Origin of the sequence: Streptomyces yangpuensis, assembly GCF_024666385.1 — a bacterium.
In the GTDB taxonomy this organism is placed as follows: domain Bacteria; phylum Actinomycetota; class Actinomycetes; order Streptomycetales; family Streptomycetaceae; genus Streptomyces; species Streptomyces yangpuensis.
Map to the genome: position 1 here is coordinate 6,425,073 of NZ_CP102514.1, position 24,112 is coordinate 6,449,184.

General features: G+C 73.7%; 21 protein-coding genes. 9 read left to right on the forward strand and 12 right to left on the reverse strand.

Annotated elements, in window-relative coordinates:
• The first annotated feature begins 133 nt into the window (after positions 1 to 133).
• A complete protein-coding gene (locus NRK68_RS29170) occupies positions 134 to 2,353 on the forward strand; it encodes a tetratricopeptide repeat protein (RefSeq protein ID WP_257857201.1) in 2,220 nt (739 codons plus the stop codon).
• Between the two features lie 33 nt (positions 2,354 to 2,386).
• Here the strand turns inward: NRK68_RS29170 and NRK68_RS29175 are convergent, their stop codons facing one another.
• The 4 genes from NRK68_RS29175 to NRK68_RS29190 form a co-directional block, all read right to left on the reverse strand.
• Positions 2,387 to 3,691 carry an MFS transporter gene (locus tag NRK68_RS29175; protein ID WP_257857202.1) on the reverse strand — a complete coding sequence of 435 codons (1,305 nt, stop codon included), beginning with the start codon at positions 3,689 to 3,691 and terminating at the stop codon, positions 2,387 to 2,389.
• The gene (locus tag NRK68_RS29180) at positions 3,688 to 4,812 is read right to left on the reverse strand and encodes a PLP-dependent cysteine synthase family protein (protein ID WP_183064005.1); all 1,125 of its coding nucleotides are present in this window, start codon (positions 4,810 to 4,812) and stop codon (positions 3,688 to 3,690) included. Before NRK68_RS29180 ends, NRK68_RS29175 begins: the two co-directional genes overlap by 4 nt.
• Before the next feature lie 126 nt (positions 4,813 to 4,938).
• On the reverse strand, positions 4,939 to 5,367 hold the full coding sequence (locus tag NRK68_RS29185) for a hypothetical protein (RefSeq protein WP_183064006.1): 429 nt from the start codon (positions 5,365 to 5,367) through the stop codon (positions 4,939 to 4,941).
• 189 nt (positions 5,368 to 5,556) lie between these two features.
• Positions 5,557 to 5,991 (reverse strand): hypothetical protein, encoded by a 435-nt coding sequence (locus tag NRK68_RS29190; protein ID WP_257857203.1) that lies wholly within the window; start codon positions 5,989 to 5,991, stop codon positions 5,557 to 5,559.
• Between the two features lie 126 nt (positions 5,992 to 6,117).
• On the opposite strand from NRK68_RS29190, the gene NRK68_RS29195 reads away from it, so the two are divergent.
• From NRK68_RS29195 to NRK68_RS29210, 4 genes are all read left to right on the forward strand, one after another.
• Entirely contained in the window at positions 6,118 to 6,537 is a 420-nt protein-coding gene (locus NRK68_RS29195) for a DUF6153 family protein (protein ID WP_308296328.1), read from the forward strand.
• A gap of 124 nt (positions 6,538 to 6,661) precedes the next feature.
• The gene (locus NRK68_RS29200) at positions 6,662 to 7,303 is read left to right on the forward strand and encodes a DUF305 domain-containing protein (protein ID WP_257857204.1); all 642 of its coding nucleotides are present in this window, start codon (positions 6,662 to 6,664) and stop codon (positions 7,301 to 7,303) included.
• A 109-nt stretch (positions 7,304 to 7,412) separates the two neighbouring features.
• Positions 7,413 to 8,426 carry a saccharopine dehydrogenase family protein gene (locus tag NRK68_RS29205; RefSeq protein ID WP_257857205.1) on the forward strand — a complete coding sequence of 338 codons (1,014 nt, stop codon included), beginning with the start codon at positions 7,413 to 7,415 and terminating at the stop codon, positions 8,424 to 8,426.
• A 130-nt stretch (positions 8,427 to 8,556) separates the two neighbouring features.
• Positions 8,557 to 9,885: a cytochrome P450 gene (locus tag NRK68_RS29210; RefSeq protein WP_257857206.1), complete on the forward strand. Its 1,329-nt coding sequence runs from the start codon at positions 8,557 to 8,559 to the stop codon at positions 9,883 to 9,885.
• Positions 9,886 to 9,937: 52 nt separating this feature from the next.
• Here NRK68_RS29210 and NRK68_RS29215 read toward each other — a convergent pair whose 3' ends face one another.
• The 5 genes from NRK68_RS29215 to NRK68_RS29235 form a co-directional block, all read right to left on the reverse strand.
• Entirely contained in the window at positions 9,938 to 11,140 is a 1,203-nt protein-coding gene (locus tag NRK68_RS29215; RefSeq protein ID WP_183064254.1) for a hypothetical protein, read from the reverse strand.
• A 327-nt stretch (positions 11,141 to 11,467) separates the two neighbouring features.
• Positions 11,468 to 12,241 (reverse strand): M23 family metallopeptidase, encoded by a 774-nt coding sequence (locus tag NRK68_RS29220; RefSeq protein ID WP_257857207.1) that lies wholly within the window; start codon positions 12,239 to 12,241, stop codon positions 11,468 to 11,470.
• A 77-nt stretch (positions 12,242 to 12,318) separates the two neighbouring features.
• On the reverse strand, positions 12,319 to 13,194 hold the full coding sequence (locus NRK68_RS29225) for a C40 family peptidase (RefSeq protein ID WP_183064012.1): 876 nt from the start codon (positions 13,192 to 13,194) through the stop codon (positions 12,319 to 12,321).
• 112 nt (positions 13,195 to 13,306) lie between these two features.
• Positions 13,307 to 13,789, reverse strand: coding sequence for an RNA polymerase sigma factor (locus tag NRK68_RS29230; protein WP_183064256.1), 483 nt, complete (start codon positions 13,787 to 13,789; stop codon positions 13,307 to 13,309).
• Between the two features lie 130 nt (positions 13,790 to 13,919).
• Positions 13,920 to 14,585 (reverse strand): M15 family metallopeptidase, encoded by a 666-nt coding sequence (locus NRK68_RS29235; RefSeq protein ID WP_183064013.1) that lies wholly within the window; start codon positions 14,583 to 14,585, stop codon positions 13,920 to 13,922.
• 259 nt (positions 14,586 to 14,844) lie between these two features.
• On the opposite strand from NRK68_RS29235, the gene NRK68_RS29245 reads away from it, so the two are divergent.
• Positions 14,845 to 18,045 carry an AfsR/SARP family transcriptional regulator gene (locus NRK68_RS29245; protein ID WP_308296344.1) on the forward strand — a complete coding sequence of 1,067 codons (3,201 nt, stop codon included), beginning with the start codon at positions 14,845 to 14,847 and terminating at the stop codon, positions 18,043 to 18,045.
• Positions 18,046 to 18,110: 65 nt separating this feature from the next.
• Here the strand turns inward: NRK68_RS29245 and NRK68_RS29250 are convergent, their stop codons facing one another.
• Together NRK68_RS29250 and NRK68_RS29255 are read right to left on the reverse strand one after the other, a co-directional pair.
• Positions 18,111 to 18,899 carry a hypothetical protein gene (locus NRK68_RS29250; RefSeq protein WP_257857208.1) on the reverse strand — a complete coding sequence of 263 codons (789 nt, stop codon included), beginning with the start codon at positions 18,897 to 18,899 and terminating at the stop codon, positions 18,111 to 18,113.
• Positions 18,900 to 19,030: 131 nt separating this feature from the next.
• Positions 19,031 to 19,579 (reverse strand): DUF1062 domain-containing protein, encoded by a 549-nt coding sequence (locus NRK68_RS29255; protein ID WP_183064016.1) that lies wholly within the window; start codon positions 19,577 to 19,579, stop codon positions 19,031 to 19,033.
• A gap of 478 nt (positions 19,580 to 20,057) precedes the next feature.
• On the opposite strand from NRK68_RS29255, the gene NRK68_RS29260 reads away from it, so the two are divergent.
• A complete protein-coding gene (locus NRK68_RS29260) occupies positions 20,058 to 20,687 on the forward strand; it encodes a class I SAM-dependent methyltransferase (RefSeq protein ID WP_257857209.1) in 630 nt (209 codons plus the stop codon).
• Between the two features lie 112 nt (positions 20,688 to 20,799).
• Here the strand turns inward: NRK68_RS29260 and NRK68_RS29265 are convergent, their stop codons facing one another.
• Positions 20,800 to 20,994 carry a hypothetical protein gene (locus NRK68_RS29265; protein ID WP_257857210.1) on the reverse strand — a complete coding sequence of 65 codons (195 nt, stop codon included), beginning with the start codon at positions 20,992 to 20,994 and terminating at the stop codon, positions 20,800 to 20,802.
• Positions 20,995 to 21,395: 401 nt separating this feature from the next.
• Between NRK68_RS29265 and NRK68_RS29270 the strand changes: the two genes are divergently transcribed.
• Both NRK68_RS29270 and NRK68_RS29275 read left to right on the forward strand, forming a co-directional pair.
• On the forward strand, positions 21,396 to 23,300 hold the full coding sequence (locus NRK68_RS29270; protein ID WP_373023980.1) for an ABC transporter ATP-binding protein: 1,905 nt from the start codon (positions 21,396 to 21,398) through the stop codon (positions 23,298 to 23,300).
• 11 nt (positions 23,301 to 23,311) lie between these two features.
• Positions 23,312 to 24,049 carry a carbonic anhydrase gene (locus NRK68_RS29275; RefSeq protein ID WP_257857212.1) on the forward strand — a complete coding sequence of 246 codons (738 nt, stop codon included), beginning with the start codon at positions 23,312 to 23,314 and terminating at the stop codon, positions 24,047 to 24,049.
• Positions 24,050 to 24,112: the final 63 nt, after the last annotated feature.

A 24,112-nucleotide genomic window follows, 5' to 3' on the forward strand; every position in this document is an offset into this window, starting at 1 on the left:
GGCCGACCGGACCGCCGTGCCGCCTCACCGCTGACATCCGGTCAGACGGGAGCACCACCATGCCGCGCCGGCTTCCGAATTCACCCGCACGGGTGAAAATGGGGGCCGGTCACGGACGTGTGTGGGGGGCGCCATGCCGGTGTTGCTCGTACGGGAGAACAGCCGCGGGCGCGGCTGGCCGGCCTACGTCGGGGCCGTCGGCCTGGGCGCCGCCGCCCTGGCCCTGGCCTCGCTGTGGACCAGCGGGGCGTGGGCCACGGGAATCGGAGCCGCCGTCACCACGTTCTCCGGGCTGGTCGCCGAGCGGCTGCGGCCGCGGCGCGGTGCGGCAGGAGACGGGGACACCGTCCCGGCCGGAGCAGCCGCCCTGCTGCGCACGGCGGCGGGCCGGATCCCCGCACTGCGGCAGGTCGACCGCCCCGAGTCGGCCGGCGCCCATTCCGCGGACGGGCACCCCGCGGACGGGCACCCCGCGGACGGACACCCCGGGGACGGACACCCCGCGGACGGCGGCCGGACCCCCGGCGCGCCTCCCGCGTACATCCGCCGCGACGTGGAGCCCCGGCTGCGCGAGGCCCTCGGCCGGGCCGGGTTCGTCCTGCTGGTGGGGGAGTCCACCGCCGGCAAGTCCCGGCTGGCGTACGAGACGGCCCGTGCGCTCTTCCCCCGTCACGCCTTCGTCCGCCCGCTGGGCAGGGCCGCGCTCCCGCAGGCGCTGCGCGTGGCCGGCACCCGGCGGCGGGCCGTGCTGTGGCTGGACGACCTCGAGGAGTTCCTCGGCGCGGGAGGGCTCACGACCGCGATGCTGGCCGCCCTGTCGGGTCCGACGCCCGGGCGCCGGGTGGTCCTGGCGACCATGCGCACCCAGGAGTACCGGCGTTTCGAAGCCCGCGAGGAGAGCCGTCTGACGGGCTCCGACCGGGACGCCTGGCGCACCCAGCGGGACGTGCTCCGGCAGGCGGAGGTGGTACGGCTGGCCCGGCACTGGTCGGCCGGGGAGCGGCGACGGGCCGCCGCCCACATGCAGGACCCGCGGATCGTCGCGGCGTTACGGGCGGGTGAGCGCTTCGGTGTCGCGGAAGTCCTCGCGGCCGGACCGGAGTTGCTCGCCTCCTGGCACAACGCCTGGACACCCGGCGCCCATCCGCGTGGCGCGGCCGTGGTCGCGGCCGCCGTGGACTGCCGGCGCGCGGGACTGCGCAGCCCGGTCGGCCGGGACCGGCTGCGCGAACTGCACCGGCCGTACCTGGTGGAGCGGGGCGGCGGCGACCTCCGGCCGGAACCCTTCGACGAGGCGATGACCTGGGCCTGCGCGACGGTCCACGCCACCAGCGGCCTGCTCATCGGCAACCGCACCCAGGGTTACAACGCCTTCGACTACCTCCTCGACGCGCCGGGCCTGGCCCCCGTACCGGAGCACCTGTGGCAGGGGCTCGTCGGCCGGGTCACACCGGCCGAGGCCTACGACATGGGTCTGCTGGCCCACCAGGAAGGACGGCCGAGGCGGGCCGCCGAGGCGCTGGCCCGGGCCCGGCTCGGCGGCGTCCCCGGCGCGGACTTCCTGCTGGCCATCACGATCGGCGACGCCGGGCGGCCGCGCCGGGCCGCAGCCGACCTCGCCGGGATCACCCGGCGGCGCCAGGACCGGCTGGGCCCCGGCCACCCCGACACCCTCGCCGCCCGCCACCAACTGGCCTTCTTCACCGGCGAGGCAGGCAACCCGCACGCCGCGGCCGGCCGGTTCGCCGCCCTGGCCGCCGACGCGGCGACCGTCCTCGGTGCCGGCCACCCCGACACGCTGGCCGCCCGACACGAACTGGCCTACTTCACCGGCGAGTCGGGTGCCCCGGCCGAAGCCGCCAGGCAGCTGGCCCGGCTGCTCGCCGACCGGCTGCGGGTGCAGGGCCCGGACGACCCCCAGGTACTGGCCACCCGGCGCAGCCTGATCTGGTACCGGGCCGGTGAACCTGCCGGCACCGAGGAGCGGTTGGCCGAACTGCAGGCCGACGCGGAACGCTGCCTCGGCCCCGACGACCCGCACACCCTCGCCGTCCGCAGCAGCCGCGCCGCCGTCGCGGCCCGGGCGGGCCGGACCGCCGAGGCCGTGACGGCCTGGGAGTCGCTGGTGGCCGACCGCACCCGCGTCATGGGCCCCGACCACCCGCACACGATCTACGCCCGGCTGGAATGGGCCCGGGCGCTGGCTTCCTCGGCCCGCACCGAGGAGGCCCGCTCCCTGCTGACCCGGACCCTCGGCGACGCCCGCACCCTGCTGGAGCCGGGCCACCGCCATCTGCGCCTGGCCCGGGAGCTGCTGGCCGGCCTCCCCCCGGCCGGACGGCACCCGGTGTGACCCGGGGCCGCCCGTACCGGGGGAGAGGGCCGGTCAGGCGGAGGCCGGCTCCGCCCGCTCGGTACGTACGGGAGGCGCGAGGCGGCCACTGCCGTGCAGCCACCGCAGCGCGACGGCGCACAGCAGGCCCAGGGCCGCCAGGGACAGCCACGGCAGGACGGGCGCACCCGCCGCCCGGGCCGCGTCGAGGGCCGCGCCCGTGAGCAGGTTGCCGACCGTGATACCGATCCCGCAGACCGTGTTGTAGAGCCCGTAGTGGGTCGCGACGAGACGGTCCCCGGAGAGCCGGACGACGGTGTCCATCTCGAACGGGTAGGCGATCATGGTGCCGGCGGCGAGCAGCAGCGCCGCCAGCGCCGGCGGCCCGGCCGCGAGGAACCACCGGCCCGCACCCCCGTCCGGCACCGGCACGGCCGCCGCCAGGAGCAGCGGCAGGAACGCGCCGCCCATCACCAGCAGACCCCAGGTCAGTGCCCGACCCGGATCCGTGCGCGCCCTGCACCACGCGGTCACCCGCGTCTGGAACAGGACGGTGCTCAGCCCCGACACGGCGAACAGCCCGGCCGTCGCCGCGGCCCCGAAGGCCCCGTCGCCGCCGAGGCGCCGGACCTCCAGCGGCAGCGCCAGGTACACCTGGAAGGTCAGCACGTACGAGCCGGTCATCGCGGCGGCGAAGAGCAGGAACGGCCTGTTCGCGAGGATCCCCCGCCACTGGGCGAACACCGTCTCCCGCTCCCCGCCCGGCCCCCGGCGCGCCCCGTCCGGCCGGAGCGAAGGCAGACCGCGGATCTGCACCAGGCCCAGCAGCGCGAAGATCCCGGCAGCCGTCAGGCAGGTGACCCGGAACCCGGACCCGGTGAGGACCATCCCCACCAGCGGCCCGAGCAGGATGCCGGCCTGGTAGAAGACGTTGAACAGCGCGAACGCCTCCACCCGGCGATCGCCCGCGTCCGCGGCCAGGTACGCCCGGGTCGCCGGGTTGAACAGCGCCCCCGCCAGCCCGGTCGCGGCGGACGCCGCCAGCAGGGCGGGCACGGAGTCGACGAGCCCGAGGGCCGCGAAGCCGGCGACGCGCAGCGCCAGTCCCGCGATGATCATGGGCTTGCAGCCGAGCCGGTCGGCCAGGGTGCCGCCGATCAGGAACATGCCCTGCTGGCTGAAGTTGCGTACGCCGAGGACCAGTCCGACGAGCCAGCCGGCCAGCCCCAGCGAGCCGGACAGGTGCGCGGCGAGGTACGGCATCAGCATGTAGAAGCCGAGGTTGATGGTGAACTGGTTCACCATCAGCAGCCGGACGCCGCGGTCGTAGGAACGGAACTGAGCGAGCGTGTCCCTCACCGGCTTGACCCCTCCGCCCCTCGGGGCGATCCGGCGGCGCCCTCCGTGAGGGTCAGCGGGTCGACGACGGCGGCGCACCGGGTCCAGCGGGTCACCTCCTTCTCGTCGGCCCGGCCGACGACCTCCGGTTCGGCGGCCGGCGGGCCGTCGAGCAGCCCGTGGGCCGCGCAGTAGTCGTCGTCGTAGACGGTGCCCAGGTACCGCTGGGGGCCGTCGGGGAAGACCGCGGCGATACGGACGTCCGCGGGCCGTGTGCGGGCCAGCCAGCCGGCGACCAGGGCGACGGCGCCGACGCTCCAGCCGCCCGTGGCGTAGTGCGAGGCGGCGAGCTGCCGGCAGGCCCACACCGCCTCGGACGGCGCCACCCAGTGCACCTCGCCGAAGTCCCCGTAGGCGACGTTGCGGGGGTAGATGCTCGATCCCAGCCCGCGCATCAGACGGGGCCGGGCGGGCTGGCCGAAGATCGTCGAGCCGATCGTGTCCACGCCGACCAGCTCCAGTTGGGGGTAGAGCTGCCGCAGTACGCGGGAGACGCCGGCGGAGTGCCCTCCGGTGCCCACACTGCACACCAGCACGTCGATGTGGCCCAGCTCGGTGGCGAGTTCGAGGGCGAGCGGCGTGTAGGCGCCGGTGTTGTCGGGGTTGTTGTACTGGTCGGGGCACCAGGATCCGGGATCCCGGGCCATCAGCTGCCGTACCCGCTCGCGGCGGGCCTCCTGCCATCCCCCGGCGGGGTGGGGCTCGGCCACGACGTTGACCTGGGCGCCGTAGGCGGTCAGCAGCCTCGTCATGGACGGCTCCAGACCCGGGTCGGTGACCAGCGTCACCGGATGCCCGTGGACCATCCCGGCCAGGGCGAGCCCCAGGCCGAGGGTGCCGCTGGTGGACTCGATGATCCGGGCGCCCGGCAGCAGGTCGCCCCGGGCACGGGCCCGTTCGACCATGTGCAGGCCCGGCCGGTCCTTGATGCCACCGGGGTTGAAGCCCTCCAGCTTGGCCCAGAAGCCGTGGCCTCCGGGAGCGAAGGGCTCGGACACGCGCAGGAGCGGGGTGTTGCCGACGAGCCCGGACAGGGCGGCGCCGCGGGCGGACGGGTTGGTCCGCGTGGACGGAGAGGACATTTTCCTCGGCTCTCGTTCGTGGACGGCTGGGTGCGTGCGCGTCTCGTCCGCCGCCGTCGCGCGGGGCGTTCGCCCGTACGACGGCGGTGGACGGCGGCCTCGGGGGCGAGGCCGCACGAACGGCTCCTAGATCCGCCAGCAGCAGATCCGCGTCCTGGTTCTGCGTCCCGCGGCCGCTGTCCCGGGCCGGGCGGAGGCATGGCGCCCCACCCGGCCGCAAGACACGGCGACGAGCAGCGCGAGGAACGCCACGAGGAGCACCGGCGACCCGGCCGGGCGCGGCGCCGCGGCCTCCTGGGCCCCCCGGGGCGCCAGGTGGAGGACGCACGGGTCGTCCGGGTGGGGGACGCCCGGTGAGCCGTGGGCGGCGGGCTCGTGATGGTGGGCCGGGGCGGACTGCGCGAGGACCGGCCGCGAGTGCGGCCGGGCCTCGTGGGCCAGGCAGCCGACGAGCGCCGCGGTGAAGGCGGACAGCACGAGGAGCGCGAACAGCGCGCGCAGCGGCCGAACGCTGACACCCGTTCGGCGGGGGACGGCGCAGGGGTGGAACGACACGGCTCCTCCGGGGAGGTGCTTTCGGACCGTGGGCAGGGCCCGGTGCGGGCGGTCGGACGGGGCCGCGGGACATGCGGAGTGTTCCGCCGATGTCAGGGGCGGCCGATCGGCGCGGCCCCCGAACGCCCGGGACGGGTGAACCGCGTGCGCCACGTGGCCCACCGGGCCGCAGGGGCGCCCGGCGACCCCCTAGATCCGCAGTACCCCGGCTACGGGCCGGGTGGGTGTGCCGCAGTTCTGCGGGGCCGTGCCCGGCGTCGGGGGCCCGTCCGTACGCAGGGCGGGTGTGGCCGGCCCCGCGACCGCCTGCGGGTGACTCGCGGGAGCGGTACCGCGGTCGGAGCGGCCGGGTACGCACTGCTCGGACGGATGGTCGGAGCTGTCCGCCCCGAACACGGGCGCCTGCGACGAGGCGGCGACGGCCGTGGCGGAGGAGACGGCCGCGGGGGAGGAGACGGCCGCGGGGGAGGAGACGGCCGCGGTGTGGTGCGCGCCGCCGCGCTCCGTGCCGATCCCGTGCACGTCGAGGAGACCGATCAGGAGCAGGGCCAGCCACAGGAGCACCAGCGGACTCCGGCTCCCCCGGATCCGCGGCACGCCGGTGGACGACCGAGCCGTGATCATGCCGTGATCCTAGCCACCGCTTCGGCGGCGACGGCGGGCCGCGTCACGGAATGGCTCGAAAGAGGCAGGGACTCGTCCGCGTGCGCCCAGGACTCGTCCGCGCGCGGAGGGCCGTACGATGATCCCGTGATCGACCACACCTGCCGCCCGACGCACCGGCGCCCCTCGGCGCGCGGTGCGGCGCTGCTGGTGTTGGTCCTGGCGGTGCTGGCCGGGATTCTCGGCATGCACGCCCTCGGTCCGGCCCCGGCCCGTGCCGCCATGCCCGCGGGCGCCCACCATGCGACGGCCGGGCACCACGGCGCTCCCGCCGCCGGGCAGGCGGGCGAGGACTGCTCGCACCCCGCCGGCGGCTCGGGCCACTCCGAACACGCGGACGCCACCTGCGCCGCCACCGGAATCGCCTCGTCGTACGCGCCCCCCGCACTCGCGGAGGCGCTCGGCGGCCTCCCCGCGGTGTCCCGGGCGGACGCCGCCGAACCGGTCGCCGCGGTCGGCGCCCGCGCTCCCCCCGATCTGGCCGAACTGCAGCTGCTGCGGATCTAGAGCCGCCCGCGCGGCCCGTCCCACCCGGCGCCCGCCGGGCGGCCGGCCGTGCTCCGGGCCTCCCTCTCCATCCGTTCTTCCCGCACGCCCGGAAACGGGCCGCGGATCAAGGAGCAGCACCATCATGACCAGCACGCGTTCCCTCTTCCGTCGCACCGCCGTCCTCGTCTCGGCAAGCGCGGCCGCCCTCGTGCTCGCCGCCTGCGGTGGCGGCGACACCACGAGCGAGCACGACGGCCACGCCGCCCCGTCCGCCTCGGCGTCCCCGTCCGCCCCGGCCTCGGCCCCGGCCGGCCAGGGGCAGCACAACGCGGCGGACGCCGCCTTCGCCAAGGGGATGATCCCCCACCACCGCCAGGCCGTGGAGATGGCCGATCTGGCCCCCTCCCGCGCCCGGTCGGCGGAGGTGAAGAAGCTCGCCGAGGACATCAGGAAGGCACAGGACCCGGAGATCAGGACCATGTCCGGGTGGCTGACCTCGTGGGGCGAGCAGGTGCCCGCCGAGGGCGCCATGGACCACTCCGCGCACGGCATGGCCGGGATGATGACCGCGGAGCAGATGGACAAGCTGAAGAACGCCTCGGGCGCGGCGTTCGACACCGCCTTCATGGAGCTGATGATCGAGCACCACGAAGGCGCGGTGGCGATGGCGAAGACGGAACAGGCACAGGGCGCCTTCCCCGCCGCCAAGACCATGGCCGAGGCGATCATCACCTCCCAGACGGCGGAGATCGCCCAGATGAACAAGCTCCTCGGCAAGAGCTGACCCCTCCGCGGCCGACCGGGCCGGGGCGCGCACGAGCGCCCCGGCCCGGTCCTGGCCCGTACCGCGTGTTCTTCCCGCAACCAATCGTTCCGATGGGGGTACGGCACACATGCAATCGAAACCGAACAGGATCCTGGTCGTCGGCGGATACGGCGCCGTCGGCGCGACGGTGGTCTCCGCCCTCGACGGCTGGTTCCCCGGACGGGTCGTCGTCGCCGGACGCGACGAGGCCCGGGCACGCAGGCTCGGCGGGGTGCGCGCCGACGTTGCCGATCCGGACGCCTTCCGGCGCACGCTCGCGGAACTGGGCGACATCGCGGCCGTCGTCCTGTGCGTGGAGCCGCCGGACACCCGCGTCGCACGCGTCTGTCTGGAACGCGGCGTGCACCTCGTCGACATCGGTGCCACCAGGCGGCTGCTCGACGGGGTGGCGGACCTGCACGGCCTGGCGGCCGGCTCCGGGGCCACGGCCGTCCTCAGCGTGGGCGTCGCCCCGGGCCTGACCAACCTCCTCGCCCGCCGGGCCCACGAGGCCGTGGGCGGCGCCGAGCACATCGACCTCACCGTGCTGCTGGGCGCCGGTGAGCGGCACGGCGCCGACGCCGTGCGCTGGACGGTCGAGGGCCTGGCCGAAAAGCCGCCCGGGGCTCCGCTGCGGACCACCCTGCCCGGCCACGGCCTGCGCACCGCGCACCCGTTCCCCTTCCCCGACCAGCACACGCTGCCCGGCACGCTCGGCGTGAAGCGGGTGACCACCCGGCTGTGCCTGGACTCCAAGCCGCTGACCGCTGCCCTGTTCGGGCTGCGGGCGGCCGCCCGCAGGCCCGCCGTGCGGCGCACCCTGACGGCCGCCTTCAGCCGCGTCCACCTCGGCGGCGACGGCTTCGCCGTCCGGGCCGACGCCCGACGCGGCGACCTCCACGCCGCCTGCGCCGTCACCGGACGGGAGCAGAGCCGGGTCACCGCGCTGGTCGCCTCCTACGTCACCCGGGAACTGCTCACCGGCTCCGTGCCGCCGGGGGTCCACCACATCGAGCAGTTGCCTTCCCTGGCCGGCCTCCCGGAGACCCTCGCCGCCCACGGCCTGTCCGTCTGGCAGCGCGCGGACACCCCCCGCCCCTGATCGCCGGCACGCCTCCGGCTCCGCGCACGCGGCCGGAGGCGGGCTGTCGCCCCGTGCATCGGCTCCCCTACAGTGCGTGATGCCGAAACCGGTCCGTGACGACGCACAGCCGCCGAACAGGAGCAGACCCGTGGCCACCCACGCCCGACGCCCCGGCCCCCTCCCGATCCCGTCCCGCACGGCCCGGCCCGTCCCCGAGCTGGAGCCCGCACTCGTACGGGACTGGCAGGCCGGGGAGGGCGAGCTCATCGACCTGTTCGCCCAGGCGCACGCACGGCTCGGCGGCGTCGCCGCCCTCCGGATCGGCCCGCACCCCACCGTCCTGGTCACCGCCCCCGAAGCCGTCCAGCACGTCCTCGCACTGCGGCCCGACCTGTACGTCAAGCGCTCGCACCGCGCCCGGCTGCTGATCGGCGACGGGGTCCTGGCCGCGACCGGCGATGCCTGGCAACGCCAACGGCGTCTGCTCCAGGCCCAGTTCACGGGGCGCGGCATGCGCCGCTGGGAACGGCGGATCACCGAGGCCGCCCGGACCACCGCGGCGCGCTGGGCCGCGTGCGCCCGCGACGGACAGGTCCTCGACGTCGGCGAGGAGATGCGCCGCTTCGCCCTGGACGCCATCTGGCGGTCCCTGACCGGACATCCCCTGGACCCGGGCACGGAGGAGGAACTGGCCGCCGTGCCGGCCGTGGTGGCCGCGCTGCCCAGCCTGCCCGCCGACGGCGTCGCCGCGCGGGGGGCCGTCGCCGGTGAACTGGCCCGGATCGACGCCCTGTCGCGCCACGCCATCGCCGCCGCCCGCTCCGCCGGGGCGGGACCCGACGGCCCCGGTCTGCTGCACGTCCTGCTGGAGGCGGCCGAAGCCTCCCCCGAGTACACCGACCGGCTGATCCGCGACGAGCTCGTGACCCTGCTGGTCGCCGGGCACGAGACCACCGCGGTCACGCTGACCTGGCTCCACCTCCTGCTCGACCGTCACCCGCACGCGAGGGAACGGGCTCTCGCCGCCGGCCCGGACGGCTCCCCCGAACGGCGCGCGGCGGTGCAGGCCCTCGTCCACGAAACCCTGCGCTTCTACCCGTCCGCCTGGATCCTGCCCCGCCACGCCGCCGCCGACGACGTCCTCACCGGCTACGCGATCGAGGCCGGCACCGACGTCCTGGTCTGCCCCTACCTCACCCACCGGGACCCGGGGACCTGGGAGGACCCCGCCCGCTTCGACCCGGACCGCTTCCTGACCCCGGGACGGCGGCCCACCCGACCGGGCAGCTACGCCCCCTTCGGCCTGGGCCCCCGTGCCTGCCTGGGCCTGCAGTTCGCCCTCCGGGAGTCGACCGCCCTCCTCGAACTCCTGCTGCCCGCCCACGTCCCGCACTTCCACAGCGTCCCGGCCGGTGCCGCCTACGGCATCACGGTCCGCCCGGACGGCCCGACCCCCGCGAGCCTGGCGGAGCGGTGATGCCCCGCCGGGCCTCGACCCCCGCCGGTCAGGCGGCCAGGTGCTCGGGCGCTCAGCAGACCGGCACGCCCGGCACCTGGTTCTCCGGCACGCTGAGATAGATGTTGGTCATGTAGCCGCCGTACTGCGGCAGGTGGGCCCACCAGTCGTTGACGTAGGGCGGCTGGCTGACCTGCTGCCCGCGCTTCTGGCAGCCGACCAGGACCTCGACCCCGGCGGGCAGCGTGGTGATCGCACCGGAGGTCGTTGTCGCCTGGGTGCGGACCCGGACCCCACTGCCCCAGGTGCCGACCCACGTACCGGCGGGGCGGACGGCGCCGGGGACGTTCAGCGAACGGGTCAGCCGCCCGATGTCCGTGTACGCCTTGCCGTAGGACGTTCCGCCGGGGTGCAGGGTGAAGACCGCCACGATGGACCGGTCACCCTCGCCCACCAGACCCGTCGTGTGCAGTGCCGGACGGGAGAGGTCCACGGCATCGGCGCCCGCCGGCGTGCGGGCATCCGCTGCCGCCGGTTCCCCGGCGGCCTCGGCGGCTCCGGTGTCCTTCGCGGCCGCGGTGTTCGGAGCCGTGCAGCCGCCCGAACTGAAGCCCGACCAGCCCTGTTTGACGGCCCAGGGGCGGTTGAAGGAGCCGGCGATGCCGAAGTGCTGGTCGTATCCGTCGGTGGCGCACCGGGTGGACTGCCGCAGGCCGCCGAGGAGGAAGTCGCGTGTCGCCGCCGGGGCGGACTCCAGCAGATGCCGGTAGATCTTAACGGTGTCACGGGCCGAGAGAGCGGTGTAGCCCCAGTAGCCGGGGTGGGTGGACGGCGGCCGGGCGGTGTCCGTCAGGCCGAGCCGGGTGACCATCCGGTCGACGATCGCCCCCGAGCCGTTGTTCGACCAGAAGGTGCTCGCGGCCGCGTCGTCGCTGCCCCGCAGCATGGTGTCGATCCGGGCCCGGTCGGTGGCCGACAGGGCATCGGGGCTGCGGTTCCAGAGCACGTCCAGGGCGATCAGCAGCTTCACCACCGACGCGGACCTGAACTGCGCGGAGGTGTTCAGCTGTTCGGTGAAGGTGCCGGTACGGCGGTCGAAGACGGCGACGCCCGCCGTCACCCCGGCGGGCACATCGGCCTGAACCGCCGCCGGGCGGGCCGCGGGGGATTCGGCGGAGGCGACGGATCGGGCGTTCGCGGGGGTGCACAGGAGCGCGGCGAGGGCGGCGGTCAGCACACCCGCCCGCACCCCGCTCCGGGCGCTGCTCAAGGTCATCATGGTCGTCCTCGGGATCGGTGGAGAAGGAGGGGGTGAGGCGGCGGTGGAGCCGGCGGTGCGGCGCCGGATGCCCCCGGGACCGGCGTGGTCCCGGGGGGCATCCGGTGGTGCGGGCCGTCGTTCAGGAGGTCGGCAGCCCCGAGTCCGGCTCGTCGTCGCCGCCTCCGGCGAGGAGGATCTCGCTCATGTACGCGGACCGGGCCGTGCCCACCGCCGGGGTCCTGACCCACCAGGTGTGCCAGTGGTCGCCGTACGTCGCACGACCCGCCCTTGGCCTGGCACTCCACCCCGAGCACGCCACCGGTGGGCGACGTGGAGCGACGGTCAGCATGTACCGACGCCCGGCAGCCAGGCGGCGGGGTGGTCGATGTAGATGTTGGAGACGTAACCGCCGAGCGCCGGGATGTAGGACCAGGCGTCGTTGGTGTACCCCTCGGCGGTGACGGAGTCGCCGCGCTTCTGGCACTGCACGTACACCGGCGTCGGGCCGGTCAGCGTGCGCACGACCGCCGCGCTGAGCCGGGCGTCGGCGCGCACCCGGACCGACGTGCCCCAGGTGGTGAAGTTGGTGCCGGGCGTTCCGCTGCCCGGGGTGCACGGCAGGCTCACACCGCGCTCGGCCAGATAGGCGACGGGGTCCATGCCCCGGGTGCTGGCCGTGGAGGAGTGCGCCTCGAAGTGCAGGTGCGGACCGGTGGACTGGCCCTCGGAGCCCATGCGCGCGATCAGCTGACCGCTGCTCACCCGCTGGTTCACGGAGACGAGACGCTCGTACATGTGGCCGTACTCGGTGACGGTGCCGTCGTCGTGCTTGATGCGGATCCACTGTCCGTAGCCGCTGGCGGTGCCGGAGACGATGACGGTGCCGGGCCCGGTGGAGTGGATCGGCGTACCGCGGTTGTTGGCGATGTCGACGCCGTCGTGGCCGGAGTGCCACCCCTGCGTCACCGTGCCGGCGGTCGGGCAGGAACCGGCGTAGCCGGCGGCCTTGGCGGGCGGGGCGGCGGCGGCCTGGCCGGCGGCGAGCGGGACCAGCCCGGCCGCGGTGACCGTGGCGACGAGCAGGCCGACGGACTTGGTGCGCTTGAGTGTGCGCATGGTGGAGTCTCCTCTGTGAGCGGTGTGAGCGGTGTGGGTGAGGTCAGGGATGTGAGCGGCGTGGGGGGAGCGGTGAGTCAGCAGTTGGGAACCCCGGGGAGCCAGGCCGCCGCGTCGTCGATGTAGATGTTGGAGATCCACGCCTTGTACTTGGGCAGGTACGACCAGGCGTCGTTGGTGTAGCCCTCGGCGGTGACGCGCTCCCCGTGCACCTGGCAGAGCACGTCCACGGCCGTGGGGCCGGGCAGTCGGCCCACGGGAGGCCGCTGGGTGCCGGGGTCGGGGCGCAGGCTCACCTGGGTGCCCCAGGTCATGAAGCGCTTGGTGTTCGCGGGCGGCTGCTCGCTGCCGGAGATGCGCAGGGCGCCCGCGTACTGGGAGTTCAGCCGTACGTCGCTGACCATCACGAGCGTCCCGGACTCCCGGGCCTCGACCATCCTGCCGTTGCCGAGATAGATGGCGATGTGGTGGACGCTGCCGAGGTTGGCCGGGTCCGACCCCCACAGCAGCAGATCGCCCGGCTGCAGCGGGGCGATCCCCTGGGCGGGGGTGAACCGGGCGGTGGCGCCGCTCCACCGGGCCTGGTTCCACGTCCCCTCGGGCAGGGCGATGCCCGCTCCCTGCCAGGCCGCGTACTGCACCAGGTGCGAGCAGTCGAAGCCCTTCACCTGGCTGTCGTGGGCGCCGGGGCCGCCACCGGGATAGTCCTGACCGTACGTCGGCCCGTGGACGGAACCGCCGCCCCATGAGTACGGCACCCCGATCTGTGAGCACGCGGCATTGACGATCGCCTGCGCCTGGGCCGGCGCGTTCGCCAGGGGACGGCAGTCCGCGGCGGTCACGGCGGCCGAGGAGACCGCCGACGGTGCGGCCATCGCCGTACCGGTACAGGTCAATGCGGTGGCGAGCAGCAGCCCTCCCGCCGTCGCGAGTGTGCGGTTGGCGCGGTGCATGGTTCCCCCTCGGGTGGTCGGTGCGATGTGCGCAGGTGCTGTACGGGTCTTCGGTGGCCGGTGGCCGGTGGCCGGTGGGGCCGGTCGCGGTGGCCGACCTGGCCGGCCGCTCCTATGCGGCGAGCGCGGCGCGGATCTTGGCGAGGCCGCGCATACGGTTGCGCTGCACGGTGCCGCGGTGCGCGCCGAGCCGTTCCCCCGCCATGTCGTGGGTCAGGCCCTCGATGTCGACCAGGATCACGGCCGCCGCCTCCTTGGGGGACAGCCCACGCAGCAGCGCGGCCGCCACCGCCTCGGCCTCCCTCCCGGCGAAGCCGCCGTCCCAGCCGTGTTCCGGCAGCCGGTCGGTGCACCGCTCCTGGCGCGAGGGGTGCCGCCACAGGTCGCGCAGCAGGTTCAGCGCCGCCGCGCAGGTGTAGGCGTAGGGCTGCTGCTGACGCGTCAGGCTGTGGGCGCGTGCCCGGCGGGAGAGTCTCAGGTACGTCTCCTGCAGCAGGTCGTCGGCGTCGTGCGGATTGCCGGTCAGGGCCAGCAGCCGGCGCCGCAGCCTCGGCATCACGGCGGTGAACGCCTCGTCGAACTCGGCGGCGGTCATGTGGTCGGTGAATGCCGTCGTGCCCGTGCCCGTGCTCGTGCTTGCGCTCGTGCCCGTGCTCGTGCCCGTGCTCGTGCTCGGCGTCGTGATGCAGGTGTTCTCCACGGTGTTCCCCCGGGGTCCGGCTGTCTCAGGCTGTCGTCGGGCTCAGGGAGGCGGGACCGTACTTGGCCGCCGGCGCGTCGGTCAGGAGCGCCCAGTACCGGTCCCCGTACGACCAATGCCACCACTCGGTCGGGTAGTTGACGAACCCGGCGGCGGTCATCGCCCGGCCCATCGCCGCCCGGTGGGCCCGGGCTTCGGCACCGACGTTGAGCGCGGCGGTGCGGCAGCCCCCCTCGCTCTCCTCGGGGGTGGCGTTGACCTCCGTACCGAGCGGCAGTTCGGCACCGTCGGCGGTGCACAGCGTCAGATCCACCGCACCGCCGCTGACGTGCGGGGCGACCTCCGGGGGCGAGATGTACGCGCTGGCCAGCTCGCGGATCCGGTCCGGTCCGGCGCCCGGATGCGCCGTGCGCAGCGTCGCCGCGTACTCGTCGAAGTAGCGGCGCTGCAGCGCCGGCGGCCGGAAGCCCTCCACCATCAGCAGGCGGATACCCGCGGGCAGTGCCTCCTGTGCGAGCAGGAGCCGGCGCAGCACGTCCGCCCGCAGATGTGCGTACGAGCCGTCGTGGTCGGTCTGCCGCCTGTCGACCCGTAGTGCGGCGACCCCCCGGGCGTCGACCAGGGGTTCACCGTTCTCGGTGACACGCGTGGCGGCGACCCGGGGGTCCGAGAGCAGGATGATGTCCGTCACGCTCACAGCGTCGAGGCGGGCGGTGCAGGATCGATGCAGATCCGCTGCAGGACGCCTGCACCGCCTGCACCGCCGGGAACGGGCCACCCGCATCGCCGGACCGGACGGGTTTCGGTCACCCCTGCGCCACATCGGGCATCCGTGAAACCGGAGGCCCGGTGCCGGACGTACACCTCAATGGGGGCCGACGCGTTGTCCCCGGATGCGGAACGTGAAATCGGGGGACGCGGTGGACGTTTGCCTTCTGGGTCCGGTCGAGGTGTTGAGCGGGGGACACCGGATCGCGCTGAAGGGCGCCAAGCCGACCGCGATCCTCGCGGCCCTCGTCGTCCATCTCGGTGAGGTGCTGTCCGCCGGGCGGCTGGTCGATCTGGTCTGGGAGGAGGAGCCGCCCGCCACCGCGCGGGCGCTCGTCGCGTCGCACGTCTCCGGACTGCGCCGGGCCCTGGCCGGTACGGAGGGCGCGGAGGCCATCCGTACCCGCACCCCGGGGTACGTCGCCGAGTTCCCGCCCGCCGCCGTGGATGTCCGTCGTTTCGAGAAGGCGTTCGCGGCCGGCCGGAGGGCGGCCGTCGAGGGGCGGGCCGAGGAGGCCGTCGAGACCCTGCAGGCGGCGTCGCGGCTGTGGCGCGGCCGGGACGCCCTGGAAGGGCTCGGTCAGTCCTTCGCCCGGGTGGAGGCCCTACGCCTGACGGAACTCCGCCTGGAGGCGCAGGAGTTCCGTTTCTCCGCCGAACTGGATCTGGACCGCCGTACGGATCTCGTCTCCGAACTCGTCGCCCATGTCGCCGCCCACCCCCTCAGGGAGCGCCCGCGCGGCCAGCTGATGACCGCCCTGTTCCGCACCGGCCGGATGCCCGACGCGTTGCGCTGCTACGAGGAGGGCCGCCGGCTGCTCCGTACGGAACTGGGCGCGGACCCCGGCCCGGAACTGCGCGCGCTGCACCAGGCCCTGCTCCGGGCGGACACCACGGTGCTGGGAGCGCCGGCCGCCCGAAGGGCCGCGCCCGCCGGGAAGAGACCCGGGCCGGCACCGGCCGCGGCTGCCCCGGGCCCCGGCGAGGGCACTCCGGCAGCCCGCCGTGCCGAACGGCCCCACCACGGCACCGGTCAGCCGGTGCCCACCCAACTCCCGCCCGACGCATCGGACTTCATAGGCCGCACCGAACAGACGGCCTGGGCGACCGCCCTGCTGGAGAACGTGCGCGACCCGCTGCGCACCGCGCCGCCCATCGGGGTGATCTCCGGCCGGTCGGGCACCGGCAAGACCGCCCTGGCCGTCCACGTGGGCCATCGCACCGCCGCGCTCTTCCCCGACGGACAGCTGTTCGTGGACCTGCGCGCCTCGGACTCCGAGCCGGTACGGACCGTGGACGCCCTGGCCAGACTGCTGCGTGCCCTCGGAGTCGACCCGGAGACCCCGGCGCGCGACGAGGACCTCCTCGGGCTGTACCGCACGCACATCGCGCGCCGCCGGGTCCTGCTCGTCCTCGACAACGCTGTCAGCGAGGCCCTGCTGCGCCCGCTGCTGCCGCCGGGCGGCGGCTCGGCCGTGCTGATCACCGCCCGCCGCCGGCTCGTCGCGCTGGAGGGCGCAGCCCACCTCGATCTGGGGGTGCCGTCCGAAACGGAGGCGCTCGACCTGCTGGCCCGCGTGGCCGGTCCGACCCGGCCCGCGCTGGATCCGGACCGCGCCGCCGAGATCGTCGCGCTGTGCGGCCGGCTGCCGCTCGCCGTCCGGATCGCCGGTGCCCGTCTCGCCGCCCGGCCCCACTGGACACCGGCGCGGCTCGTGTCGCGCCTGGGGGACGAGCGCCGTCGGCTGGACGAGCTGCAGGCGGGCGACCTGGAGGTGCGCGCGAGCCTCGGCATGGGCTATGCGGACCTGGCCGAGCAGGAGCAGCGCGCCCTGCGGCGTCTGGCTCTGATGGATCTGCCCGACTTCGCCGCGTGGGTCGCCGGGCCGCTCCTGGAGGTGAGCGAGGACGACGCGGAGGACGCGGTCGAACAACTCGTGGACTGCCACTTCGTGGAGGTCGTGGGCACCGACGAGACGGGCAGAACGCGTTACCGGATCCACGACCTGGCGCGCGAGTACGCCCGGGAGCGCTGCCTGGCCGACGAGCTGCGGGAGGACCGGGAGACGGCGGTGCGCAGACTGGTCGACCGCTGGCTGACCATGGCCCGTATCGCGGCGGCCCACGGCCCGGGCGGCGCGTCACGGCTCCTCCCCGTCCCCGCCACGGACGGGCCGGCACGGGCCTCGGGCGGGCCGGCACGGGCCTCGGGCGGGCCGGCAGTGGCCTCGGGCGGGTCGGCACGGGCATCGGGCGAGCCGGTCCCGCCGACGGACGTATCGGCCCACCTGACGGACGAGCCGGCCGCGTGGTTCGCCGCCGAGCAGCCGTGCCTGCTGGCCGCCGTCATCCACTGCGCGGACCACGGAATGTTCGACTCCGCCCGCGAACTCGCCGCCACCCTCATGGCCGCCTCCGCGGCCCTCTACAACCAGTTCGACGCCTGGTCCCGTTCCCACGAGGCGGCCCTGGCGGCGGTACGCCGGGGCGGGGACGTCGAGGGCGAGGCCTGGCTGCTGAACGGCCTGGGCCAACTCCGCCTGGAGCAGGACCGCTTCGACGAGGCCTACGAGTTCTTCGCACGGGCGCTGCGCCTGTTCGAGGAGCGGTCCGTACGCACCGGCAGCGCGGGCGCGCGGGCCGGCATGGGCGCCGCCCGCCGCGAACAGGCCCGATTCGACGAGGCGCTGCCCCTGCTGACCTCGGCGCTCGAACGGTACCGGGAGCCGGAGGACATCTCGTCCATGGCCCATGTGCTGTACGGCATCGGCTACGTCCACCGGGAGCAGGGCCGCGACGACGAGGCGTGGGAGGCGCTCTCCGACGCCCACCGCCTGTACGTCACCGCCCAGGACCGGCACGGCGAGGCGCTCGCGCTGCGCTCACTGGGCCTGTGCCACCGGGCGCGGGGTGACATGGCCGGTGCGGAGGCCCTGCTGCGGGAGTCCCTCGCCATCTTCGAGGAGACGGACGACGTCTACGGCGTCATGTACGCGAGCCTGTCGCTGGCCAAGGCCGAGTTCCGGCAGGGCCGGATGACCGAGCCCCGGCAGCGGCTCGACCGGTGCCTGGAGATCACCCGCAAACGCCAGGACATGTTCGGCGAGGCCCTCGTCCTGCGCACCCTCGGTGAGTGGCATCTCGCGGCTTCCGACTGGGAGACGGCGACCGAGACCCTGCGGCAGTCCCTCGGGCTGTGGGACAAGCTGCAACTGCCGCTGTGGCGCGCCCGCACCCTGCGGGACCTGGCCCGCGCCGCACGGGCCCAGGGCGGGACCGGCACGGCCCGCGAGTGCGAACAGGAGGCGTACGAGGTGTTCCGCCGGCTCGGCACCCGCGAAGCCCTGGAACCCCCGGAGCCGCGGGACCCCCGGGGGCGCTGAGGCGGCCACCGGCACTCATACGGCTCCTGGTCACACCTGGTCGTTCCCGGACCAGGCGGTCGGGATCAGTGGGCCCAGGGGAGTCGGAGGGCCTCGATCTCCCTGTCGTTCAGGAGGGCCTCGATGAGCGGGGCGGGACCCACGACCTTGGTGGCCCAGAGGTCGTAGTCCGTGCAGAGGGCCCAGGAGCGGTCCTGGGCCCAGAGGTTGGACGGGGTCCAACCGTCCTCGTCCGGGTGGTCGTACAGTGCCTTGGCATCCGCGAGCGTGCCGGCCCGGACATGCAGGTTGCCGAAGTCCTCGGCCCTCTGCAACAGCGGGTTGTAGTAGGCCATGCAGCGGGTCTCCGGCCCCTGCGGGCTGTGCTCGGTGAGGATGTCGACCAGGCGGTTCCAGTCGGTACGGTCCAGACTGCCCTCGGACGGCCCCGCGATACCGACCGGCCAGCCGCTCGGTTCCCGGAGCGAGGGGAAGGAGCGGTAGCAGGGCAGCCGCCCCTCGGGCGCCACGGGATCACCGGTCCGCTTCGAGAGTTCCGCCCAGCGCAGCCGGCGCCAACGGGGGCCCGGGGGCTCGCCCGGCGTTCCCCCGAACACGTCCGCGGGGTCGAGGCCCGGGATGACCTCGGGCCCGCCGCCATTCAGTACAGCTCGTTGATACGCGGCATAGGACATATCGGTGGGCCCGAGTTCGTGTTCGTACATGGTGTGGAGCACCCAGGCGGCGTCGGGCAGTGCCGGCGGCATGAAGCCGGTCAGCCCGTCATCGTCGGCGAGCTCCCGCAGCCAGTCGGTCTCCCCAGCCGCGGTCAGCGGCCACCGGGCCGTCGCCAGAGCAGCGGATGTCTCGTTCATCCGTTCAGGATCTCACCCGCTGCGGCGAGCGCCGGGATCGACCCCGAGCTGCTCCTGGAACAGGTGCACGCAGGTCCGCAAGGGCCTGCCCGGCGGATCCCGCCGGACAGGCCCACGGCCCCGGGGGAGGGTCAGCGCTTGAGCGTGAAGGTGAAGTCCCCGGAAAGCTTGCCGCTCAGCCGGACCGCCGAGACGAGCTTCCCGTCCGTGATCAGTCTCTCGACCGCGGCCCGCGAAAGACCGCACCCCTCCGAGATCAGTCGCACCGGCCGGACAGGGATGCGTGCTGCGAAGCGGACCGAGACGTCGATCACCTCGCGGTCCAGGTGATCCGAACCGCCGGTGTCGAGGCGCCAGGCGCCGTGCCAGTCGAGGGCGATGTGGTTGCGGCGCCGCACGACCGGGTCCTGGAGCAGTTCGGCTGCCAGGCCCGGGTCGTTGTCATGCAGTCGGTCCAGCAGCCCGGGTCGTACGGAGCGCACGTGCACCCGCTCCAGGACTGTGAGTTTTGCCGTGTCCCCGCAAGCGGTGCAGAGGGCGAGGAGCCAGGCGTCGAGGAGCTTGTGGTTGGCGTTGACGCGGAATTTGCCGTTCGCCCGGAAGCGCTCGGACGTGCACGTGTGGCATCGGCGGAGAACGAGGGGCAGGCAGGTGGGAGCGACCACCCAGGTATTGAGCACAGAAGTACACCGGTTCCAGTGAGAAGACCGCAGCAGAAAGGAGCGCGGCGCGGATGCGCGACGCGCGACGAGTCAGCAGTCGGGGGGTCTCACAGGGTGTACAACGGAACGCCTTTGCCTGGACGACTTGTTCGGCAGCACGGTAACGGCGCACAGCGAGGCGGCTCCACTGATTTGTGGTGCCGCCCCCTTCCCCCCTTGCCGTACAGGCCTGTCGGCCCCGATGCGCCCCCGGCCCGCGGTATGGGCGGTGCGGGCCCCGGTCGCGGTGACCTGCTCGAACCGGTGAGCGGCGCGGAGTGTCCGAGCCGCTGGTGGACGAACGTGATGTCACCGAGCGGCATGTGGGGCTGGGTGAACTTCTCCGAACTACCGGGGTGTCCCATGGTCAGGTGACAGGACGATCAGTCCTGCGGGGAAGGGCCAGGTATGAGGCCGATGAACTGCTCTGAACGGCGCGGGTGTTAGCTTCCTTCCCGTGTTGAAACACCAGGACGAGACCGGGGCGGCCTACGACGGGGTCGTCGAACTGTATGCGTCGATGTTCGCCAATCGGTTGGAGACGCAGCCGTTCGCGCGGAACATGATCGGCACCTTCGCCGAGCTCGTGCGTGGCACGGGGAACCTACGGGCAGCCGATGTCGGGTGCGGACCCGGCCACTTGACGGCCATGCTGCACGACTTGGGGTTGGACTCCTTCGGGCTTGACCTCTCTCCGGCTATGGTCGCCCATGCCCGGCGGGCCCATCCGGGGCTGCGGTTCGACGAAGCACGAATGGAGGCCCTGCCGGTCGAGGACGGCGCGCTCGGCGGAGTGCTGGCCCACTACTCGATGATCCATACCCCACCTGAAGAATTGCCCGCGCTGCTCGCTGAGCAGGCGCCTGTCCTGGCACCAGGGGGCCTGCTCCTGGCGTCCTTCTTCGGAACCGAGGGGCCGGAGCCTGTCCGCTTCGACCATAAGGTGGCGCCTGCCTATAGCTGGCCGGCGGACCAGTTTGCCGAGTTGCTGACCGGGGCCGGACTCGTAACGGTAGCTCGGTTGCTCCACGACCCAGCGTCCGAACGGGGCTTCCTCGACACCCACCTACTGGCCCGCCGCCCGTAGAACTGGCCGGTGGCCGGGCCCCGGGGAGGCGTAGATCATCCGTGGCTGAAGCCCGTCCAAGCGCCGCGCGCTGCGGCGGTGTCCGCTGAGACGCCGGAGTAAAGCCATTCAGTCACGCAGGCCCCGGCGGGGTGGCCACCGCACTGGTACGAGCAGCGATCTCTCGGAAGGTAGGAATTCCCAGGTCGACAGACTCCTGCTTCCGGGAGATCTGGGCGTCGAGTTGGGCAAGCTTCTCCTCGGCGTGGGTCAGGCTGCTCTGCAGCCCTTCGATCTCGCCGAGCCAGCCTTCCCGTTCGGCTTCCAAGACGAACGTGGCGTCAACGGCGAACTGTCCCTCGCCATCAGCTCCTTGAGGTAGAGCGCAGCGGGCTCGACCGGCCTCCCGAGACCATCCAGCACCCTGTACGGCTCCCAGGATCTCCCGTCTTCAGGAACTGGCCTAACTCAGACAGGACAAAGTTCCTCAGGTCCCTTCCGGACCGCTGCTCATCAAGCACATCGGGAAGCTAGCAGATACCCGGTCTGACCTGCGAAGACAGCTCAGTTGGTTCGGTTGACAGGCCACCGTGTACATCACGGGGGACGAGCGCCTGGCACACGTCAGCGACTGCACGTTCCGACAGGAAGAAAACGCGTGGACCGCCCCGGCGCCCGTACGGGACACTCCGACTCCTGTCCTGCTGGTCCGACAACACAGGGTTTGGGATGGGTTCGCCAAAATCGCACGAGAACATGCCGAGCAGGGGTTCGGTTCTCCTCGCACTTCGCTACTACGGACGGGAACTGGCGCGCCTGCGCCGGTTCACCGGTCCGGCCATGCTGCTCCCGGCGCTGGGCAACATCGGCATCTTCTACATCGCGCCACTGATCGTCGCGAAGCTCGTCGGCCGGGTCGCCGGGGGCGGTTCCGCCGGCTTCGACGCCATGCTGCCCTACGTCCTCGGCTTCGCCGGGGTGCTGCTGTTCGGCGAGACGCTCTGGCGGGTGGGGCTGCACTGCCTGAACCGCCTCGACGCCCACGGCATCGAGCACCTCTACATCATCGGCATGGACGAACTGTTCGCGAAGGACGCGGCGTTCTTCCACGACAACTTCGCCGGGTCGCTGACCAAGCGGGTCCTCAGCTTCGCCTCCCGCTTCGAGGAGTTCGTCGACACGCTGGCCTTCTCGGTCATGGGCAGCTTCGTACCGCTGCTCTTCGCATCGGTGGTGCTGTGGCAGTACGACCCGATGCTCGTGGCCGGCCTCCTGACGCTGATCACCCTGACGGCGGTGTGCGCCGCGCCCCTCATCCGCCGCCGCCAGATCCTGGTCGCCCGGCGCGAGGAGGCGATCGCCCGGGTCTCGGGGCACGTCGCCGACAGCCTGATGAACATGGACACGGTCCGGGCGTTCGCCGCCGAGGACCGTGAGGCGGCCGAACACCGGTCGCGCGTCGCGCAGTCGCGGCGGCTGATGCTGCGTTCGTGGGACTACGGCAACCTGCGCATCGACACGCTGGTCGCGCCCCTGTCCGTACTGACCAACGTGCTGGGCCTGGTGCTCGCCGTCGCCCTCGGCGCGGGGGAGCACGGGGTGGAGACGATCATCGTCGCTTTCACCTACTACGCCAACGCGACCCGCATCATGTTCGAGTTCAACCAGATCTACCGCCGTCTGGAGAGCTCGATGACCGAGGCCGCGCAGTTCACCGAACTGCTGCTGCAGCCGCCCACGGTGCTCGACCCGGAGACGCCGGAACCGCTGCGGACCGAGGGCTCGGGCGTCCGGTTCGAGCAGGTGAACTTCACCCACGGTGGAGGGCGGCCGCTCTTCGAGGGGCTGGAACTGGATGTGCCCAGCGGGTCGAAGATCGGTCTCGTGGGCCGCTCCGGCGGTGGCAAGACCACCCTCACCCGGCTGCTGCTGCGGATGACGGACGTCGACGGCGGCCGCATCCTGATCGGAGGTCAGGACATCAGCCGTCTGAGCCAGGCGGACCTGCGCAGCCGGCTCGCCTACGTCCCGCAGGACCCGGCGATGTTCCACCGTACGCTGCGGGACAACATCGCGTTCGCCCGGCCGGGCGCCACCGAGGCCGAGATCCGGCGTGCGGCGGAGGCCGCGCACGTCACCGAGTTCGCCGACGCGCTCCCGGACGGATTCGACACCATGGTGGGTGAACGCGGCGTCAAACTGTCCGGCGGGCAGCGCCAACGGGTCGCCCTCGCCCGGGCCGTCCTGCGCGACGCGCCGATCCTGCTGCTCGACGAGGCGACCAGTGCGCTGGACTCCGAGAGCGAGATCCTCGTCCAGGAGGCGCTGTGGCGGCTCATGGAGGGCCGGACGGCCCTGGTGGTGGCGCACCGGCTGAGCACGGTGGCCGGCATGGACCGGCTGGTCGTCCTCGACCGCGGCCGGATCGTGGAACAGGGCTCGCACCAGGAGCTCCTCACGGCCGAGGGCGCCTACGCGAAGCTGTGGAAGCACCAGTCGGGAGGCTTCCTGCACGACAGCGACCGCGACGGCGACCGCGACAGCGACCGCGACGGCGACCGCGACAGCGACCGCGACGGCGACACCGGCAGCGACACGGGTGTCCTGCCGAATCAGGCGAGGAACAATGCATAGTTTGTCCCGATGTGAGTGTCGAAGCTGAAGGTCGAGAGCTCCCGGGGCGGCGTCGGCTGGCCCGGGCGGTGCTGACGGGCGTGGCCGCCGTCGGGGCCGGGCTGGTCGCCGGCTCCTCCCACGTGCCCATGGCCACACCGCCGGGGGGAGGGGCCGGATCGCGGCCCACCACCCCCGAAGCGGCGCTCCGCGAACTGGTGACGGGGAACGGGCGCTGGCGGACCTACCACGAGCGGCACCCCGACCAGACGCGGACCGTGCGGCGCACGCTGGTCGCCGGCCAGCATCCGTTCGCCGTCGTCCTCGGCTGCGTCGACTCCCGGGTTCCGCCGGAGCTGGTCTTCGACCAGGGTCTCGGTGATCTGCTGACCGTGCGCTCGGCGGGCGAGGTCCTGGACGAGGCGGTCCTCGGGAGCATCGCCTACGGGGTCCTGGAGCTGCGCATCCCGCTCGTGGTGATCCTGGGGCACCAGTCGTGCGGGGCCGTCGGCGCGGCCGTGCGGGCGGCGGAGGGCGGGCCGCGCCTCCCGGGGCACATGCAGTACCTGGTCGACCAGATCCGCCCCGCCATCGACCGCCGGCTGCGGGGAGCCGCGCGGACCGATGCCGCGATCACCGCGAACGTACGGCTGGTACGGGGCAGGCTGGCCGCGGAGCCCGAGATGGCCGCCCGGGTCGCCGCGGGGACGCTGGCCGTGGTGGGCGCCCGGTACGAACTCACCAGCCAGCGGGTGCGGCTGGTGCGCTGAGCGCACGCCGGCGTACGAATGCCCGTACGTCAGCGCCGTGCACGCCGGACCGCACGTCCGGGT